This is a genomic window from Psychrobacter sp. UBA2514, assembly GCF_002341255.1.
Classification (GTDB): Bacteria; Pseudomonadota; Gammaproteobacteria; order Pseudomonadales; family Moraxellaceae; genus Psychrobacter; species Psychrobacter pacificensis.
The window spans coordinates 57274-74143 of sequence record NZ_DDNS01000020.1 but is presented as its reverse complement, the minus strand read 5'-3'; the positions used below and the strand labels follow the sequence as shown (position 1 = coordinate 74143).

13 protein-coding genes are annotated in these 16870 nt (G+C 41.8%); 9 read left to right on the top strand and 4 right to left on the bottom strand.

Annotated features, from left to right (window positions below):
• Window positions 1-454: 454 nt before the first annotated feature.
• The 6 genes from lepA to recO all read left to right on the top strand — a co-directional run bounded on the left by lepA (window position 455) and on the right by recO (window position 6819).
• Window positions 455-2254: a translation elongation factor 4 gene (lepA, locus tag B3V51_RS07190; RefSeq protein ID WP_212563907.1), complete on the top strand. Its 1800-nt coding sequence runs from the start codon at window positions 455-457 to the stop codon at window positions 2252-2254.
• Between the two features lie 105 nt (window positions 2255-2359).
• On the top strand, window positions 2360-3262 hold the full coding sequence (gene lepB, locus B3V51_RS07185) for a signal peptidase I (protein ID WP_212563906.1): 903 nt from the start codon (window positions 2360-2362) through the stop codon (window positions 3260-3262).
• 143 nt (window positions 3263-3405) lie between these two features.
• Window positions 3406-3798 (top strand): DUF4845 domain-containing protein, encoded by a 393-nt coding sequence (locus B3V51_RS07180; protein WP_223334848.1) that lies wholly within the window; start codon window positions 3406-3408, stop codon window positions 3796-3798.
• A gap of 103 nt (window positions 3799-3901) precedes the next feature.
• Complete coding sequence (rnc, locus tag B3V51_RS07175; protein WP_212563905.1) at window positions 3902-4699, top strand: ribonuclease III; 798 nt, start codon at window positions 3902-3904, stop codon at window positions 4697-4699.
• Window positions 4700-4947: 248 nt separating this feature from the next.
• Window positions 4948-5979, top strand: coding sequence for a GTPase Era (era, locus tag B3V51_RS07170; RefSeq protein WP_212564552.1), 1032 nt, complete (start codon window positions 4948-4950; stop codon window positions 5977-5979).
• A gap of 63 nt (window positions 5980-6042) precedes the next feature.
• Complete coding sequence (gene recO / locus B3V51_RS07165; RefSeq protein ID WP_212563904.1) at window positions 6043-6819, top strand: DNA repair protein RecO; 777 nt, start codon at window positions 6043-6045, stop codon at window positions 6817-6819.
• A gap of 205 nt (window positions 6820-7024) precedes the next feature.
• Here recO and B3V51_RS07160 read toward each other — a convergent pair whose 3' ends face one another.
• The gene (locus tag B3V51_RS07160) at window positions 7025-7753 is read right to left on the bottom strand and encodes a GspH/FimT family pseudopilin (RefSeq protein ID WP_286708164.1); all 729 of its coding nucleotides are present in this window, start codon (window positions 7751-7753) and stop codon (window positions 7025-7027) included.
• 595 nt (window positions 7754-8348) lie between these two features.
• On the opposite strand from B3V51_RS07160, the gene B3V51_RS07155 reads away from it, so the two are divergent.
• The 3 genes from B3V51_RS07155 (at window position 8349) to mscL (ending at window position 12447) form a co-directional block, all read left to right on the top strand.
• The gene (locus B3V51_RS07155) at window positions 8349-9533 is read left to right on the top strand and encodes an OmpA family protein (RefSeq protein WP_186475117.1); all 1185 of its coding nucleotides are present in this window, start codon (window positions 8349-8351) and stop codon (window positions 9531-9533) included.
• Between the two features lie 348 nt (window positions 9534-9881).
• Complete coding sequence (gene typA / locus B3V51_RS07150; RefSeq protein ID WP_212563903.1) at window positions 9882-11732, top strand: translational GTPase TypA; 1851 nt, start codon at window positions 9882-9884, stop codon at window positions 11730-11732.
• Between the two features lie 271 nt (window positions 11733-12003).
• A complete protein-coding gene (gene mscL, locus B3V51_RS07145; RefSeq protein WP_093067752.1) occupies window positions 12004-12447 on the top strand; it encodes a large conductance mechanosensitive channel protein MscL in 444 nt (147 codons plus the stop codon).
• A gap of 113 nt (window positions 12448-12560) precedes the next feature.
• Here mscL and B3V51_RS07140 read toward each other — a convergent pair whose 3' ends face one another.
• The 3 genes from B3V51_RS07140 to B3V51_RS07130 form a co-directional block, all read right to left on the bottom strand.
• Window positions 12561-13001: a hypothetical protein gene (locus tag B3V51_RS07140; RefSeq protein WP_093067758.1), complete on the bottom strand. Its 441-nt coding sequence runs from the start codon at window positions 12999-13001 to the stop codon at window positions 12561-12563.
• A 290-nt stretch (window positions 13002-13291) separates the two neighbouring features.
• Window positions 13292-14221, bottom strand: coding sequence for a bifunctional DNA-formamidopyrimidine glycosylase/DNA-(apurinic or apyrimidinic site) lyase (mutM, locus tag B3V51_RS07135; RefSeq protein ID WP_093067761.1), 930 nt, complete (start codon window positions 14219-14221; stop codon window positions 13292-13294).
• 55 nt (window positions 14222-14276) lie between these two features.
• Window positions 14277-16814: a RelA/SpoT family protein gene (locus B3V51_RS07130; protein ID WP_212563902.1), complete on the bottom strand. Its 2538-nt coding sequence runs from the start codon at window positions 16812-16814 to the stop codon at window positions 14277-14279.
• Window positions 16815-16870 lie beyond the last annotated feature (56 nt).

Sequence of the window (16870 nt, the reverse complement as noted above, 5' to 3'; positions counted from 1 at the left end):
CACGACTCATAATCGTGAGGTCGAGAGTTCAAGTCTCTCCATCGCCACCATATATAGCAGTATTAAAAAGCCAATCTCTCTGGGATTGGCTTTTTTTTGCCTGAAATAATCTTTCATTTACAAGGTTTGTATGTGCTATTGCTTAGTCAAATACTCCTTGTTAGATGTCTGTCAGTCTCGCTTACTTGATAAATACTTTCTCTGCTACTAAAATCGCCTTACTTTGCAGTAGAAAACTGCTAGAATACTCTTTGGTATGTGCGTACAAAAGCGCAGCAGAGTTACCGTACTAAGTACTGGGCTTTAGGCGAGGTTATCCATTCTAAGGATTACGATCGACACAACAGCTGACCTGTAGCATACGTTTTAACGAAGCATACCTATCTTATCAAGTGTACTTGACCATATTTATCTCTTATCTTTATTCTATCACCTTTAATTTAGTAGGCGCTTTGTGACTGCATTAGCCAATATTCGTAACTTTTCAATCATTGCCCACATTGATCATGGTAAGTCGACCCTTGCCGATCGTTTTATTCAGATGTGCGGTGCCTTGCAAGATCGCGAGATGCAGGCGCAGGTGCTCGACTCGATGGATATTGAGCGTGAGCGCGGTATCACTATTAAAGCGCAGTCGGTCACGCTATATTATGACCATCCTAATGGTGAGCGCTATCAGCTTAACTTTATTGATACGCCAGGTCACGTTGATTTCTCGTATGAGGTGTCACGCTCATTGGCCGCTTGCGAAGGCGCGCTATTGGTGGTCGATGCCGCGCAAGGCGTAGAAGCACAGTCGGTTGCCAACTGTTATACCGCAGTCGATCAGGGCCTAGAAGTCATGGCTGTCCTTAACAAGATTGATCTACCGCAAGTGGAGCCTGAGCGCGTCATTCAAGAGATTGAAGATATTATCGGAATAGAAGCCATTGATGCCCCTCGTGTTTCAGCGAAATCTGGTCTGGGTGTCGATAAATTGTTGGAAGCGTTGGTTGAATTCATTCCAGCACCGACTGGCGACCGTGAAGCACCCTTACAAGCACTTATCATTGATTCATGGTTTGACAGTTATCTGGGTGTGGTCTCACTGGTTCGCGTACGTGAAGGGACGGTAAAAAAAGGCGATAAGATCTATATCAAATCAACGGGCGATGCTCATCCAGTAAGCTCTATCGGTGTATTCACGCCCAAACCTGTCGATACGGGTATCTTAGAAGCGGGTGAAGTAGGCTTTGTTATCGCTGGTATCAAAGATATTGCAGGCGCGCCAGTTGGCGATACGATTACACATGCCAGTACGCCTGATGTTGAACGTATCCCAGGTTTTAAACAGATCACGCCACAAGTATATGCAGGAATGTTCCCAGTCGATTCGAGTGATTTTGAAAAATTCCGTGAAGCGCTGCAGAAATTGCAAATCAACGATGCGTCATTATTTTTTGAGCCTGATACTTCAGACGCGTTAGGCTTTGGCTTTCGTTGTGGCTTCTTAGGCATGCTACACATGGAGATTATCCAAGAGCGCTTAGAGCGTGAGTATGACTTGGATTTGATCACCACTGCGCCTTCAGTTATCTATGAGATTGAAAAGAAAGGCGGCGAAGTCATCTATGTTGATAATCCATCAAGACTGCCTGAGCCCAACAATATCGAAGAGTTCCGTGAGCCAATTGCCCGCTGTCAGATTTTAGTACCGCAAGATTACTTGGGTAACGTCATGACACTGTGTATTGAGCGCCGCGGTGTACAGGTCGATATGCGCTTCATGGGTAAGCAGGTTCAGGTTATCTTTGATATTCCGATGGGTGAGGTGGTCATGGATTTCTTTGACCGTCTAAAATCAGTCTCGCGTGGTTTTGCATCACTGGACTATAATTTTGATCGTTATCAAGTGGACAAATTGGTCAAAGTCGACGTGCTAATCAACGGTGAAAAGGTGGATGCCTTGGCAATGATTGTACACCAAGACCAAGCGCGTTTCCGTGGTAATCAATTGGTGAGCAAGATGAAAGAGCTGATACCACGTCAAATGTTCGACGTGGCGATTCAAGCCGCAATTGGTAGTCAGATCATTGGTCGTAGTACGGTAAAAGCCATGCGTAAAGATGTCTTGGCCAAATGCTATGGCGGTGACGTATCGCGTAAGAAAAAGCTGTTGGCTAAGCAAAAAGCAGGTAAAAAACGTATGAAACAAGTGGGTAGTGTGGAGATTCCACAAGAAGCCTTCTTGGCTGTCTTGCAAGTTGATAGTTAATAGACAGTGCTATCTCAGATAGTTTTTGTACATAGCAGTAGTTGAATGTCGTCAGTTTTTTGATCAAAGCAACTAGACAAACAGCACGTTAATAGGCAATTTGGTATGGATTTTGATTTCAATTTAATTTTAGTGCCGTTGACCATAGGCTTAGGAATTGTCTGGTTGCTAGATAAGCTGGCACTCAAGCAGCGCAAAACTCGCGGTCGAGGTCAAGAGAGCCTGTTAGTGCGATGGGCCTATGATTTTTTTCCTGTGTTGGCCGTCGTATTGATCGTACGCTCGTTTTTGATTGAGCCTTTTAATATTCCATCATCCTCTATGGTGCCAACGTTATATACAGGTGATTTTATTGCGGTCAACAAGTATGCGTATGGCGTTCGTCTACCGCTAACGTATAATAAAGTTTTGGATACTGGCGAGCCTGAGCATGGCGATGTAGTGGTATTCCGTTATCCTGAAAACCCAAGCATCTACTATATCAAGCGCTTGATTGGGTTGCCTGGCGATACCGTCAGCTACAATCAAGGCACAATCTCTATTAATGATGTACCAGTGGAGACGACGCCTGTCGATTTTTCGGCCAATGCAGAATTGACGTCACAGCTTTATTTGCCAGGACAAGTTGGTCCAGGTCAGGTGCTCACAGAAGAGAGTGCTGCTGCGATGGGTCAGGAAGAAGAGGGCGCCGCACAATATTTCCAAGAGACACAGGGTAAAAACACACACCTTGTTCGCTACTTAAATGGTATGAACAGCTCACAGTATGCTCCCTTCCTACAACAACAATCACCAGAAGTTGTGAGTTCAGAAGGTACAGAGTGGCGCATTAAAGTGCCAGAGGGTCAGTATTTTGTCATGGGTGACAACCGTGATCGCAGTGCAGATGGTCGCTTTTGGGGATTTGTTCCTGATGAAAATTTAGCGGGTAAAGCGGTCTATATTTGGATGCATAAACCGCCAGGATTAAACTTACCAACTTTCGAGCGTAATGGTACCATTGATTAATACCATGAGTACTCTATTGATTGAGTTATCGATAATAGTTTTATGCTAATATCGTTACTATTCAATAAATAGCGTTTTACTATCTAAGTCATAGGTATAGAACGCTATTAAAAATAGTCATCTATCTGTAGAGGGATATCATAATGCAGCAGTTATCTGGTCTTGCCACGCAGCGCGGTGCTAGTGTGACAAACATCGTTCTCATTATTATGATGTTGGGGATCGCGGTTAAACTCCTAGTGGCCATTGTGCCTGCTCAAATTGGTGACTATCAGTTGACTAAGCTCTTGAGTGCAGAGCTTAAAGTAGCCAATGACAATAACGAGACAGCCAAGCAATTCGTTGAGCGTGTTAATAAACAGCTATCCATCAATGCTGACTATGACACCAAGGCAGAAGATGTATTCACTTTTACCAATAAAAAAACGGGCCAATTGGCCATTCATAAAGAATATGCAGTAACCAATACGTTCTTTAGCAATGTCGATATTGTGAATCGTTTCGAAGGAGACATCGATATGGCTACAGCAGAATAAATAATTATAAGATAGGACAGCGCTTTAGTGTCCTCAACAAAATCCAATATAGACTCTTATTAAACTGAATCTGTAAAACAGAAGGGATAATCACAAGCCACGCATGAAACCAACTTCGCAACATTCCCAAGCGGTTCTTACTCCTAAAAAAAATAGCACGTCTGTCGACACGCTTGTTGTTAGCTCAGAATTTACTCAGCGCTTAGCAGTCTTAACGCGCAAGTTAGGCTATGTATTTAATGATTTGAGCCTGCCAAAGCTTGCATTGACGCACCGCTCATTTGACAGCAAAAAAAATTATGAGCGTCTAGAGTTTTTAGGTGATGCGCTTTTGGGCATGATTGTGGGTGAGGCTTTATACCATCGTTATCCTAATCAAAACGAAGGGCGTCTAACCCGTATGCGTGCAACTTTGGTCCGCCAAGAATCATTGGTTATTATCGCGCAAAATCTAGAGCTATCTAACCATCTGATATTAGGCGTTGGTGAGCGTAAGGGTGGCGGCCGTAATCGTGCTTCTATATTGGCGGATGCGGTAGAGTCTTTGATTGGAGCCATCTATTTAGACAGTCAAGATATGGAAATTACTCGTCATTGCGTACTCTCTTGGTATGGAGACTTGATTGACAACGTCAATGACCAAAAAGCACTAAAAGATGCGAAGAGCCGTTTGCAAGAGTGGTTACAGTCTAAGCAATTTGATTTGCCAAGCTACGAGCTTATGGAAACACGTGGCAACGCTCCCCATCAAATTTTCGTAGTACGCTGTCACGTGAATATTCAGAACTGCCCTGATATTACTGAATCTGGTGAAAGTCGCCGCATCGCTGAGCAAAAAGCAGCAGAACTTATGATCAATCAGCTGCACAAACTTCCAGGATCCGCTAAAAAACGCTCTTAGCGAATATTTGCAGGTGATTACAGGCATATTTCTGAGTCAACAATGCCGCTTTTGCGTGATAAGACCTGAAGCGGCATAGACCTAATTTACCTTATATACTACTTATTTCAAATATTACCAGCTGATATCCAATAGTAACTACACCGACAAACTATTAAGTCATATTTGGCTGGATATAAACCCTATAGGATCAACTTATGAGCAATCACCCTGATGTGCCATCGAATAATGAAGATAGTACTCAAAATATGATTGAAAATACAGATGTCGATACGAATGCAGATAGCGTGGAAGATATCACACTAGAAAACGATCTGGCGATTGAAGCGTTTTTTGCACCAAGTGGTAGTGCCCAGTTGGCTGATGATTTTAGATCAGGCTATGTGGCCATCGTTGGACGCCCAAACGTCGGTAAGTCAACGTTGATGAACCACTTATTGGGTCAAAAGCTGTCTATTACCTCACGTAAGCCGCAAACAACTCGTCATCGTATTCATGGCATTTTGTCCAATCACGAGATGCAGGCGGTGTTTGTCGATACGCCAGGTATCCATCGCAATGAAGTACGTGCGATTAATGAGCGTATGAATAAAGCGGCAGTATCTGCTCTAGTAGATGTTGATCTGGTATTGTTCGTTGTTGACTCAGATCAATGGCGTGATGATGATCTATTGACGCTGCAAAAGCTTGGTGAGACCGATTTAACGATCGTACTGGTCATTAATAAATCAGATACTTTAAAAGATAAAGGCAGCGTATTGCCGCTTATTGAAACCTTTAATGAAAGTTTTGACTTTGCTGATATCGTGCCAGTATCGGCGCTCAAGAACCAAAACTTAGATCGTTTGCAAGAAGTGATTGCCTCACATTTACCAGTTGCTGCACCTATTTATGATACAGAGCAAATCACTGATCGTTCAGAGCGATTTTTAGCGAGCGAAATCATTCGTGAAAAAATCATACGTAGTGCTGGTGATGAAGTGCCATACGACTTGACTGTACAGATCGACGCGTTTAAAGATGAGCCTGCACACACTGATCCAAAGACAGGGCGTCCACGTAAAGCCTGTACTTTTATTGATGCAACTATCTATGTTGAGCGTAGTGGTCAAAAAGCCATTGTCATTGGTGATAAAGGCCAGCGCATCAAGCAAGTCGGTATGGATGCTCGTAAAGACATGGAGCAACTGTTTGACAAAAAGATTATGCTAACGCTATGGGTCAAAGTCAAACGCGGTTGGTCTGATGATGAGCGTGCGCTGACCAGTTTGGGGTATTAGTGGTATTCAAAGAGTAGTATGATAAGGAGCATGTCCATCTACTCAATGCTGAGGTAATAAACAATGCGTAACGAAGCGTTAGTCGGCTATCTATTACATCAGCGTCCTTATCAAGAAAAGCGTGCGTTGTATTATCTTTTTTCTCAGCAGCATGGTGTGATACATGGTGTTGGGAAAAAAGGTGCACCGTTATTTATGCCTTTACAGCTATTTGCCACTGGCAAACGCGACCTAAAGACATTCACTCAAATCCAGATTACTTCGCAAACCACTCTCCAAACAAGTAACGAGCAAAAAGAAGGTACCTCTGCCACACTATCTACTGTACCTTATAGTAATATCAATGGACAGCACCAATATGCGGCGTTGTACCTTAATGAGATACTGTGGCGATTGTTACCGACCGAAGATCCAATGCCGGTATTGTGGCAACATTATCAGGACAGTTTACAGCAGCTGAAGCAACCTTTAGATAACACTGAGCTTCGTTTATGTTTGCGCCAATTTGAGCAGCACCTATTCAATGAGTTAGGTTTCATCTTAACGCTAACGCATGATAACATCGAACATACTATCGAACCTAATTGTGTATATCGCTTTTTACCTGATGTGGGGTTACTGCCAATCATGCAGAATGCTATAGAGTCCGAGCATTTAGAGAGTAGTACCGGACAGACTATATTTAAGGGTATCGATATTATCGAGATGGCCTACCTAGGTATCACTAAAGCAACGCTGAATAATTGGTCAAAGCTACATCGGCATCTGATAGATCATCTACTTGATTATCAACCATTACAAAGTCGGCTGCTATGGCAACAGCAACAACGTTATCAATAAAGAGATTATCATTTTTAAATCTATTGAGTTTAGGCCATGGCTTGACTTGTGGGAATATCGATACTGTTGCCTAGGTCGATGGTGTTGATGAGTTAAATATAGAACACGCTATGATTTAGGATTATAGCAAGCTGTTGTTATGGTAAAAAATGCGATGTATTAAAATGCTTAAAGGTAATGTACTTGCTACTTTGTCCGCATTCAATTACCCATCACAATCGGTAGGGTGGTCTTGATTAAGCTTCTGACTGACTCGACCGTTTTGATTGAAAGAAATTTGGTACATTGCATCATTATAGGTAGATGTGGGGCAGTACTTGATATGGCCAAAATGCCCCCGAGGTTTGCCACTATCACCCCAAAATTTGATGTAATGGCGACCCGCTCCGACTCTGAGTTTCAGTGTACTATATTTTAAATTAAAATATTGATTGAGTACTAGAGTATCAGCATTTGTATCGAAGTTTTTGTTACCGTTTTTGTCTACGAATAATATAAGCATGTTGTCACTATTGCGGTCGCATTGTATACCGTCATTCGATAAACAAACCAATACATCTTGTCTAGTGATATAGCTTTCAGCTTTTGCCAAAGCGAGAGCGTTCTCTAATTGGGTTTTGACGCGTTTGGCTTCCATACGCGTTAATTGCGTCAATATGCTTGGCGTTGCAATCGCTACTATGATAGCAAGCACCGTTACAGTAACAATCAGCTCAACAAGAGTGAAGCCATTCCTACCTTTAGCGCTTAAAGCTTGCAAATGCATTGCAGAGCGTTTATTACATATAGTTAACTGGTGTAGTGGAGCGTACAACTGATTTATTCGAAATATTAGCCTATCATGACTAAGCATTCCCTTCATCAAAGTAGATAAAGGTAAAACCACTATCAGTAATCTGCGATAATTTGATGATGTTTTATAAAGCGATTTCATAGGTTGCTACATCCTATGGCTTCAGACTTTCCAAATAAAATAATCGCGCTTATCTGCAACATCTAGCTAATCCATTATGTAGAAAAAATACTTGATAAAGACTAGTATTTTGTTTTGTTGGCAGTATACAAAATTATTACTTTTCTATAAGTTATCTATAAGTTACTTCGGATATAAAATAATGTCGACTGTTGTAATATAAACAGAATATATGTCTATTGTCAAAAAATGTTTCAATTAGTGAATAATATGCATTAGGAATAGAGAAAAATTATCAATTGTAATAAAATATGTTCAAACGATAGGTGCTAGTTGATTTAGCATCTATCGTGAACTGACATACAAAAGATAAAAAGCGTAAGGTGTGTTAGTTCTAAGTAACTTAGAATGGCTATTGTGTTTTAGTTACAACATTATCGTGTAATAATGTGTAGCTCGTTAACGAAAAAAGTTGTAAACTGAATGGATAATCGCTAAGCTACTTCTTAATTGGTTTTGCTTTGTACCTAAAATGCGTAAAAGATGTCTAATTTAGAGCGTCTTGAAAATCGGTTTTGCTTAATGCATCACTAAAATTATCCTTTGGAGGAAGTCCATGAAACTGAATAAAATTGCTTTAGCACTGTTCGCTGTAACAGCTGCACCTCTAGCAGCTAATGCTGGTGTTACTATTAGCCCACTATTATTAGGTTATCACTACAGTGAAGGCGCTGATGATGATCAAGCTGAATTACTAGGCGACTATAGTGGTAGTGGTGATAGCTACTATAAAGAAGACGGTCTATATACTGGTGCCGCTTTAGGTATCGAACTTACTCCTTCTACTCAGTTCCAAGTAGAGTATGGTGTATCAGATACTGATGCTATCCGCCAAGACGGTTCTGATAACTTCGATGCAGAGCAGGAAATGATCTCTGGTAACTTCTTAGTTGGTACCGAAGAGTTCACTGGTTATACTGATAGCGCTCTTAAGCCATATGTGTTAGTTGGTGCTGGCCAATCTAAACTTGAGATTAAAGACTCTTCAGGTGACAAAGTTTCAGGCACTAAAGATACTATCGGTAACCTAGGTCTAGGTGCTATGTATCGTATCAACGATGCACTAAGCCTACGTGGTGAAGCTCGTGCGATTCATAACTTTGATAACAACTGGTGGGAAGGCATGGCCTTGGCCGGTCTAGAAGTTGTACTTGGTGGCCATCTAGCACCTACAGTAGCAGTACCACCAATGGAAGAGCCAATGGTTGACAACACTCCAGTAGTTGTTGTTGAAGCTGACCTTGATTCTGACGGTGATGGCGTACCTGATAGCATGGATGCATGCCCAGGCACTCCAATGAATGTGGTGGTTGATGAGCGCGGTTGCCCAGTACCAGTAGATATTACTGATGAGCTAAAAATGGAACTACGTGTATTCTTTGATAACGATAAATCAGCTATCAAAAACCAATACAAGCCAGAAATCGCTAAAGTAGCAGAAAAAATGCGTGAGTATCCAAACTCTACAGCTCGTGTAGAAGGTCATGCATCTAAAACTGGTCCTTCAGCACGTTATAACCAACGTCTATCTGAAGCTCGTGCCGTTGCTGTTAAATCTATGCTAACTAACGAATTCGGTATTGCTCCAAACCGTCTATCAACTGTTGGTTATGGTTATGACCAACCAATCGCATCAAACGATACTGAAGAAGGTCGTGCTATGAACCGTCGTGTTTATGCCATCATCACTGGTGACAAAACTATGACTGTTGAACAAACTAAAGATATGGTTGTTCAGTAAGTATTAGATAAATAATCGTATAGTTAGATATATGGTTACAAAAAAAGCCACCCAATCGGGTGGCTTTTTTTATTTATGTATTGATAAAAGTAAGTTATTTCATAAATTTATGAATCAATAATGTTATACTAGCCACCCAAACATTCTGTAAATTGACAGAATGTACATTAGCATAGCTATCTGTACGATGAATTTATCGGCATAGATATTTGATTATATTGAGATTTTCTGAGTGATAGCATTTATTGTGTATCATCTAAAATTCAATATTTATCTTATTGATGATAAAAGTTTATCCAGCGGCGCTTATTGCTACTGCATTTTTTTAAGACGACACGAGCATTTTATATGGCGAACGATATCAAACACCTGCGTAACATTGCAATTATTGCCCACGTTGACCACGGTAAAACAACTTTGGTTGATAAATTATTACATCAATCTGGTACTTTTGGCGATCGTGCAAATATTGCTGAACGTGCAATGGATTCAGGTGATATTGAGCAAGAACGTGGTATTACTATTTTGGCTAAAAATACAGCCATTCGTTGGACAGATCAGACTTCAGGAACTGAATACCGTATTAATATCGTTGATACCCCAGGTCACGCCGATTTCGGTGGTGAAGTTGAGCGTGTGATGTCAATGGTTGATTGCGTACTTTTGGTTGTTGATGCTGTCGATGGTCCGATGCCTCAGACTCGTTTTGTAACGCAAAAAGCATTTGAACAAGGTCTAAAGCCGATTGTTGTTATCAATAAAATTGACCGTCCTGGCTCACGCCCTGATTGGGTAATGGATCAAATTTTTGATTTGTTCGATAATCTAGGTGCAACTGATGAGCAGCTTGATTTTCCAGTGGTTTATGCATCAGCGTTAAATGGTATTGCAGGTTTGGAAGCAGATGATTTAGCTGATGACATGACGCCACTATTTAAAACTATTGTTGATGTTGTACAGGCGCCGCAAGTTGATGCAGACGCACCATTCCGTATGCAGATCTCAAGCCTTGATTACAACAGCTTCGTCGGTGTGATTGGTATTGGTCGTATCCAGCGTGGTAAGGTTAAAACCAATACACCAGTTACTGTCATTGATAAGCATGGTAAGACACGTAACGGCCGTATCTTAAAAATCATGGGCTACCATGGCCTTGATCGTATTGATGTTGAAGATGCACAGGCTGGTGATATCGTTTGTATCACAGGTATCGATGCGCTTAATATCTCAGATACGATTTGTGATCCAAATCATGTCGAAGCACTACCAGCATTGACTGTGGATGAGCCAACCGTTTCGATGAACTTCCAAGTGAATAACTCACCATTTGCAGGCCGTGATGGTAAGTTTGTGACTTCGCGTAATATCCGTGAGCGTCTAGAGCGTGAACTGATTCATAACGTTGCTCTGCGCGTGGAAGATACTGAATCTCCAGATAAATTTAAAGTCTCTGGTCGTGGTGAACTGCATTTGTCAGTATTGATCGAAAATATGCGCCGCGAAGGGTTTGAGATGGGTGTATCTGGCCCAGAAGTTATTGTCAAAGAAGTCGATGGCAAACTACAAGAACCGTATGAAAACGTTGTCTTCGATATCGAAGAAGAGCATCAGGGTGCTATCATGGAGCAGGTTGGTCTACGCAAAGGCGAGATGACCAATATGGAGCTTGATGGTAAAGGTCGTATGCGTATTGAAGCCACAGTACCAGCTCGTGGTTTGATCGGTTTCCGTTCTGAGTTTTTAACATTGACTTCAGGCAGTGGTATCATGACGTCAAGCTTCTCGCATTATGGTCCACAAAAGATCGGTGATGTGGGTGGTCGTTCGAACGGCGTATTGGTTTCTATGGCAAACGGTACTTGCCTAGGATTTGCACTGTTTAACCTACAAAAACGTGGTAAGTTATTTGCAGAGCCACAGCTTGAAGTTTATGAAGGTATGATCGTCGGTCTAAACTCGCGTAACGATGATATGACAGTGAACCCAACAACCGGTAAGCAGTTAACCAACGTACGTGCTAGTGGTACAGATGAAGCGTTGACGTTGACGCCAGCAGTTAAGTTTACGCTTGAGCAAGCGCTTGAATTCATTCAAGACGATGAGCTGGTTGAAGTAACACCAAAAGCAATACGTATCCGTAAACGCTATCTGACTGAAAGTGAGCGTAAGCGTCACAGCCGTAGTAAGAAAAATGCATAATATCGACAGTATAAACTACTCAATCTTTTAGAGCGTTGATTTTTAACACCAAAATTTAATGTCTTTTAGACATCGGAGTAGTTAAAGAATTAGCAGTATAGGGTGAGCTATAGTGGTTCACTTTACACTGCTTTTTTTGTTGTAATTTTGAAGAAATAAATACAAAATGAACATTAGTTTTGATGTGTTCAATGATTAACGTTAGAGTGAAGTATGATACTGATTATATAAAATATCTATACGCCTATAGATAATTCTTGAGGAGAATACAATGAGTATGGTTTCAGAATTTAAAGAATTTGCTCTAAAAGGCAATGTGATGGACTTAGCAGTTGGTGTTATCATTGGTGGGGCTTTTGCTACCATCACTAAATCATTGGTAGATGATATCATTATGCCAATTGTCGCTTTCATTGTAGGGGGCGAGATTAACTTTAAAAATATGCTTTTGGTATTGGGTGATGTGCCTAATGGGGTTGCTATGACCTATGATGCACTCAAAGAAGCTGGCGTTCCTGTATTAGCATATGGTAGCTTCATCACTGTACTCATTAATTTTCTAATTTTAGCTTTTATTATTTTTATGATGGTTAGAGTAGTAAATAAAATGCGTCGTACGGAAGCTGTAGAGGAAGCTATAGTAGAGCCATCAGAAGAAGTACAGTTACTGCGTGAAATCAGTGCTAAATTGAGTAATACTCATATTGTAAAATAATAACGTACGGTTTAGTGGTAATAAAAAAGGCTAACTTTACGTTAGCCTTTTTTATTGTCTATTCACAAAGTCATATTTTGTGATTTATGCTAAAAACGATCAAACACAGTAGTTTATGGCGTGACAACCACGTAATCGTTAGTATTAATCAAAATCTCTGATGGTTGGTCAACGACAATACGCACAGTATTATTGTCAATAACTTGTGATTTATAATAGTTATCTTCAGCAACTGTACAGCCTAAACATCTTCCCATAGCATCCCAAGGCTCAACAAATAATTTTTGCTGCGCTTGATCGGCATTTCCACCGATAAGAGAGAAGGGTAGGCTCACGATATAGGCGGCGGTACCAGCCACAGCATTGACCAGTTGTAATGGTTTACCAACAATCGTATCTACTACCATCGTCTCATAAGAAGGGCCAAAGTCAGTTTCGTCTATTTCTATGGCTGCAAAAGTAGGTTGCATACTAGCAGCCATTAACGCTAAGGAAGTAAAGACAGGAAACAACTTTTGCTTAACTGCGCGTTTGTTTGTGGCTTTAACCGTCATAACGATATCCTAAAATTTACAATTAGTATGATTAATGGCTGCTGCTGTCTCCATATAGGAATATCGCGGCAACGACAGGTAGGGTAAGTATTACAGAAGAATAAATAGTGCGCACTATTTTTGTAAGCGCTAGCACTATTAAAGCAAGATGTACGCCAATAAGCAACAAGAATACATGGGATATTCTTATGTGAGTAAAAAAATATATCAAACTAGATTGTATTTATTTTGAAAATAGTAGCAGATTTGTCTTTAGTTAAGGTAAGAAATCATATGACCACTAATTAAGCTTAAGCTAACGGCTGACAATTTGGACAATAAACGCTGGCTCTACCATTGAGCTTAACATTTTCTAGAATGGTATCGCATTTTAGGCAATGCTCTCCTTGCCGACCATAAACATTTAAGGTCTGCTGAAAATAACCCGTTTGACCACTCGCGACTGTAAAATCTCGTAGCGTTGAGCCACCAAGTTCAATGGCTTTTTTTAGAATGTCTTTAATATGATCAACCAAAACAACAAGTTGGTCAAATGAAAGTTGGTTCGCTGGGGTAGCGGGATGTATGCCTGATAGGTAGAGGCTTTCCGTCGCATAGATATTACCGACACCTACCACGACTTTTTGTTCCATAATGACAGATTTGATAGCTCGTGCGATGGACTGTGTTCGTTTGGTCGATGGTTTTTTGTTAGAGCCTGTATTGTTATGATCTTTATCGGATAAGTTATTACGTTGAATAACGTTATAAAGATATTCTGCGGTAAAATCTTCTGAGAGTGGCTCAGGGCCCAAGTGGTCCAGTAATTTGCTGCCGTAATCTTCATACCATAATACTGAGCCAAATCGTCTTGGATCGTAATAATGTAGCTGAGACTTTGCATTTTCAGAATCCCTAAATACTACTATTAGATGATCATGTTTACGTTTGTCAGTGCCATAACTGTGCTGCTGTAAACTACCTGACATGCCTAAATGAATCAAAAGCTTAAGTGGTGCTACCATGGCATCATTATCATTAAGCACTGTGGGCAAAAATTTAAGAACAAGATATTTTGCTCGGCGTTCAACGCTATCTAACGTGTAGTCAGCCAGACTACTTAAGTCATCTGGCATCGCCCAACGTAGCTTGGGTTCAAAGACCTTTATATCAATCACCTGTTGTCCTAATAATGGTGCAAGGCTAGTCTTGGTGGTTTCTACTTCTGGCAATTCGGGCATGATGTTTTATGACAACTCTATTTTTGAGTGAATAATTGGTAGCTTAGCATTTCAACTAAGCCACAGCGCGACGAGCATGTAAGACACCGTGCTGTTGCTCTAGTTTCGCCAGTAACTTAGATAGATGCGCTAGCCCTGAAACCTCGATATGAAATTTCAAAAAGGCGATATTGTCATCGTTACTAAGCGTTTCAACTTTGCGGATATTGACGTTCTCTTTATCAATAATCTGTGTCAAATCACGCAACAGGCCGCGTCTGTCATACGCCTCTACGTGGATATCGACAGGCTGGTAGCGACCAGATTGTACTTGCCAAGCTGCCTCTATTTTGCGCTCAGGATCACGCTCGACCAAACGCAAATACTCAGGGCAACCGCGGTTATGAACGCTGACACCTCGCGATAAGGTAATGTATCCGGCAATTGGCTCACCATGTACAGGATGGCAGCAGCCTGCTAAATTGATTTCAATATTATCCAGACCGTCGATACGGATTTTGTAGGCATCGAGCTTGCTCGCATCTCTAGTATCGACGTGCGGTGCAAAGTTCTCTGGTGGTATCTCGGGTTCTAGATGCAGCTGCCGAGAAATATGGCTGGTTAGCTGGTTGAGACCGATATCACCTGTGACGAGCCCCACGATAATATCATCGGTCGTATTGACGTGGAAATGCTGGATATAGTCATTTAAGTCAATGCTATTGGGATGCACGGATAGGCGCTCAAGCTCTTTGCTAAGCATCTGACGACCTATTTCAATATTCTTATCACGGTCTTGTTTGTTGAACCATTGACGCAGTTTTGAGCGTGCGCGATTGGTATGAATATAGCCCAGTGAGGCGACTAGCCAATCACGATTGGGCTCACGCGATGCCTTAGTGATGATCTCAACTTGTTCCCCTGTTTTTAGCTGATAAGTCAATGGCACATAGCGCTGATTAACTCGGGCTGCCTGTGCACGGTTACCAACTTGGGTATGCACATAATAGGCAAAATCGAGAACGGTTGCACCTTTTGGTAGCTCGGTGATGTCGCCGTCACGGCTGAAAATATAGATACGCTCGAGCTCATCAAAATCAACGAGTTGTTCTTCTTCGTCAAGCTCCATGTCATCTAGCTCTTCGCCTGTCATGACAGCTGAGCGCGGCTGGTTACGGGTCTCGTTGTTAATAGACAGTAGCTGACGTAGCGAGCTGATTCTTTGATTTAAGTAATTGTCTTTTTTATTCTTCAGGCCTTCTTTGTAATTGACATGTGCGCACATGCCAAGCTCCGCCTCAAAATGCATCTCCTGAGTACGAATCTGCACTTCAAGCGATTTGTTTTCGGCAATGACGGCAGTATGTAGTGAGCGGTAGCCGTTTGACTTTGGGTTGGTAATATAATCGTCAAATTGCTCAGGAATATAACGCCACAAACCATGTACCAAGCCTAAGACGTGATAACAGTCTGAAGGATTATTGACCAATACTCGTAATGCACGAATATCATACAGCTGATCGAACGATAAGCCTTTAAGCTTCATTTTGCGGTAAATAGAATAGATATGCTTGACACGTCCGGATACTTCGCCCTCAATACCAGCATTCGCTAATGCCTCATTGAGCTTGTCTTCTACACGCTGAATATAAGACTCGCGTTCGCTTCGCTTTTCGGACAGTAGCTTGGCAATCTCTTTGTACCTATCGGGCGCAAGGTAGCGAAACGCCAGATCCTCAAGCTCCCATTTAAGCTGCGCGATACCTAGGCGATGCGCTAATGGGGCGTAAATAGTCATGACCTCACGCGCGACACGAGTTTGACGCTCTGGCCTAGAAAACGTCAACTCACGCATGGCAAAGGTACGCTCTGCCAACTTAATGAGTACCACACGCACGTCGTTGGTGACAGAAATGAGCATGCTATAAATATTTGATAGCTGGTCACGCTGATTATTGACGAAATGATCTTCTAAGCGTTTATTGCTCTCAATAATCTCTGAGAGTTTCCCCATTGCTAAAGTGTCTTTAACAAGGGCTAGGATATCCGCACCAAAATTTTTCTCAACTTCAGCAAGACTAATGATAGATTTGCGGGCACTGCGATATAGCATGGCAGCAACAAGCGCATCTTCATCTTGATAGAGATAGGTCAATATGTCTGTCATGCCAATACCAGTGACGTAAGCACCTGAGCGCTCAGATTCGCTAGTATTCATGTGACTACGGATAAACTCACAAGCAGCACTCAGATGAGGTACAGACTCTTGACCGATACGCTTCGCCACATTGTCGAGCCAAGTGGGTACATCAATATTGGCTTGATCTAAATCAATGGATTCGAGCTCTTCATCTGAGAGCGTATAGGTGTTGTCCAGATACTCGTTTTCAAGCGCGGGGTCGAGGCCATCATAAGTATGTGCGGCTGATCGATCAAACGTAGTATGTAGCTTGTGAGTTGACAGCTGGTATTTGATATCGAGAGGAATCTGGGCGTAGCTGTTGGCAGATTGGTGAGAGCGTTGGCTCGCTACCAATCGCGCCGCCAGTGTGGCACTGTCGGCCTGCGTGGTTTGTCCATCCACCAACGGTAACCCCTCACGAATTTTTACCATAGCCGACTCCTCTTAGCTATTTTGAATTGATTATAACCTCATCTACTATGCACACA

Bases quoted from the DNA above. Each gene is read 5' to 3' on its own strand.
- B3V51_RS07160 (WP_286708164.1), bottom strand. From the start codon at position 7,753: ATGAAATCGCTTTATAAAACATCATCAAATTATCGCAGATTACTGATA.
- mscL (WP_093067752.1), top strand. From the start codon at position 12,004: ATGAGTATGGTTTCAGAATTTAAAGAATTTGCTCTAAAAGGCAATGTG.
- B3V51_RS07130 (WP_212563902.1), bottom strand. From the start codon at position 16,814: ATGGTAAAAATTCGTGAGGGGTTACCGTTGGTGGATGGACAAACCACG.
- typA (WP_212563903.1), top strand. From the start codon at position 9,882: ATGGCGAACGATATCAAACACCTGCGTAACATTGCAATTATTGCCCAC.
- B3V51_RS07140 (WP_093067758.1), bottom strand. From the start codon at position 13,001: ATGACGGTTAAAGCCACAAACAAACGCGCAGTTAAGCAAAAGTTGTTT.
- rnc (WP_212563905.1), top strand. From the start codon at position 3,902: ATGAAACCAACTTCGCAACATTCCCAAGCGGTTCTTACTCCTAAAAAA.
- lepB (WP_212563906.1), top strand. From the start codon at position 2,360: ATGGATTTTGATTTCAATTTAATTTTAGTGCCGTTGACCATAGGCTTA.
- era (WP_212564552.1), top strand. From the start codon at position 4,948: ATGATTGAAAATACAGATGTCGATACGAATGCAGATAGCGTGGAAGAT.
- B3V51_RS07155 (WP_186475117.1), top strand. From the start codon at position 8,349: ATGAAACTGAATAAAATTGCTTTAGCACTGTTCGCTGTAACAGCTGCA.
- B3V51_RS07180 (WP_223334848.1), top strand. From the start codon at position 3,406: ATGCAGCAGTTATCTGGTCTTGCCACGCAGCGCGGTGCTAGTGTGACA.
- recO (WP_212563904.1), top strand. From the start codon at position 6,043: ATGCGTAACGAAGCGTTAGTCGGCTATCTATTACATCAGCGTCCTTAT.
- mutM (WP_093067761.1), bottom strand. From the start codon at position 14,221: ATGCCCGAATTGCCAGAAGTAGAAACCACCAAGACTAGCCTTGCACCA.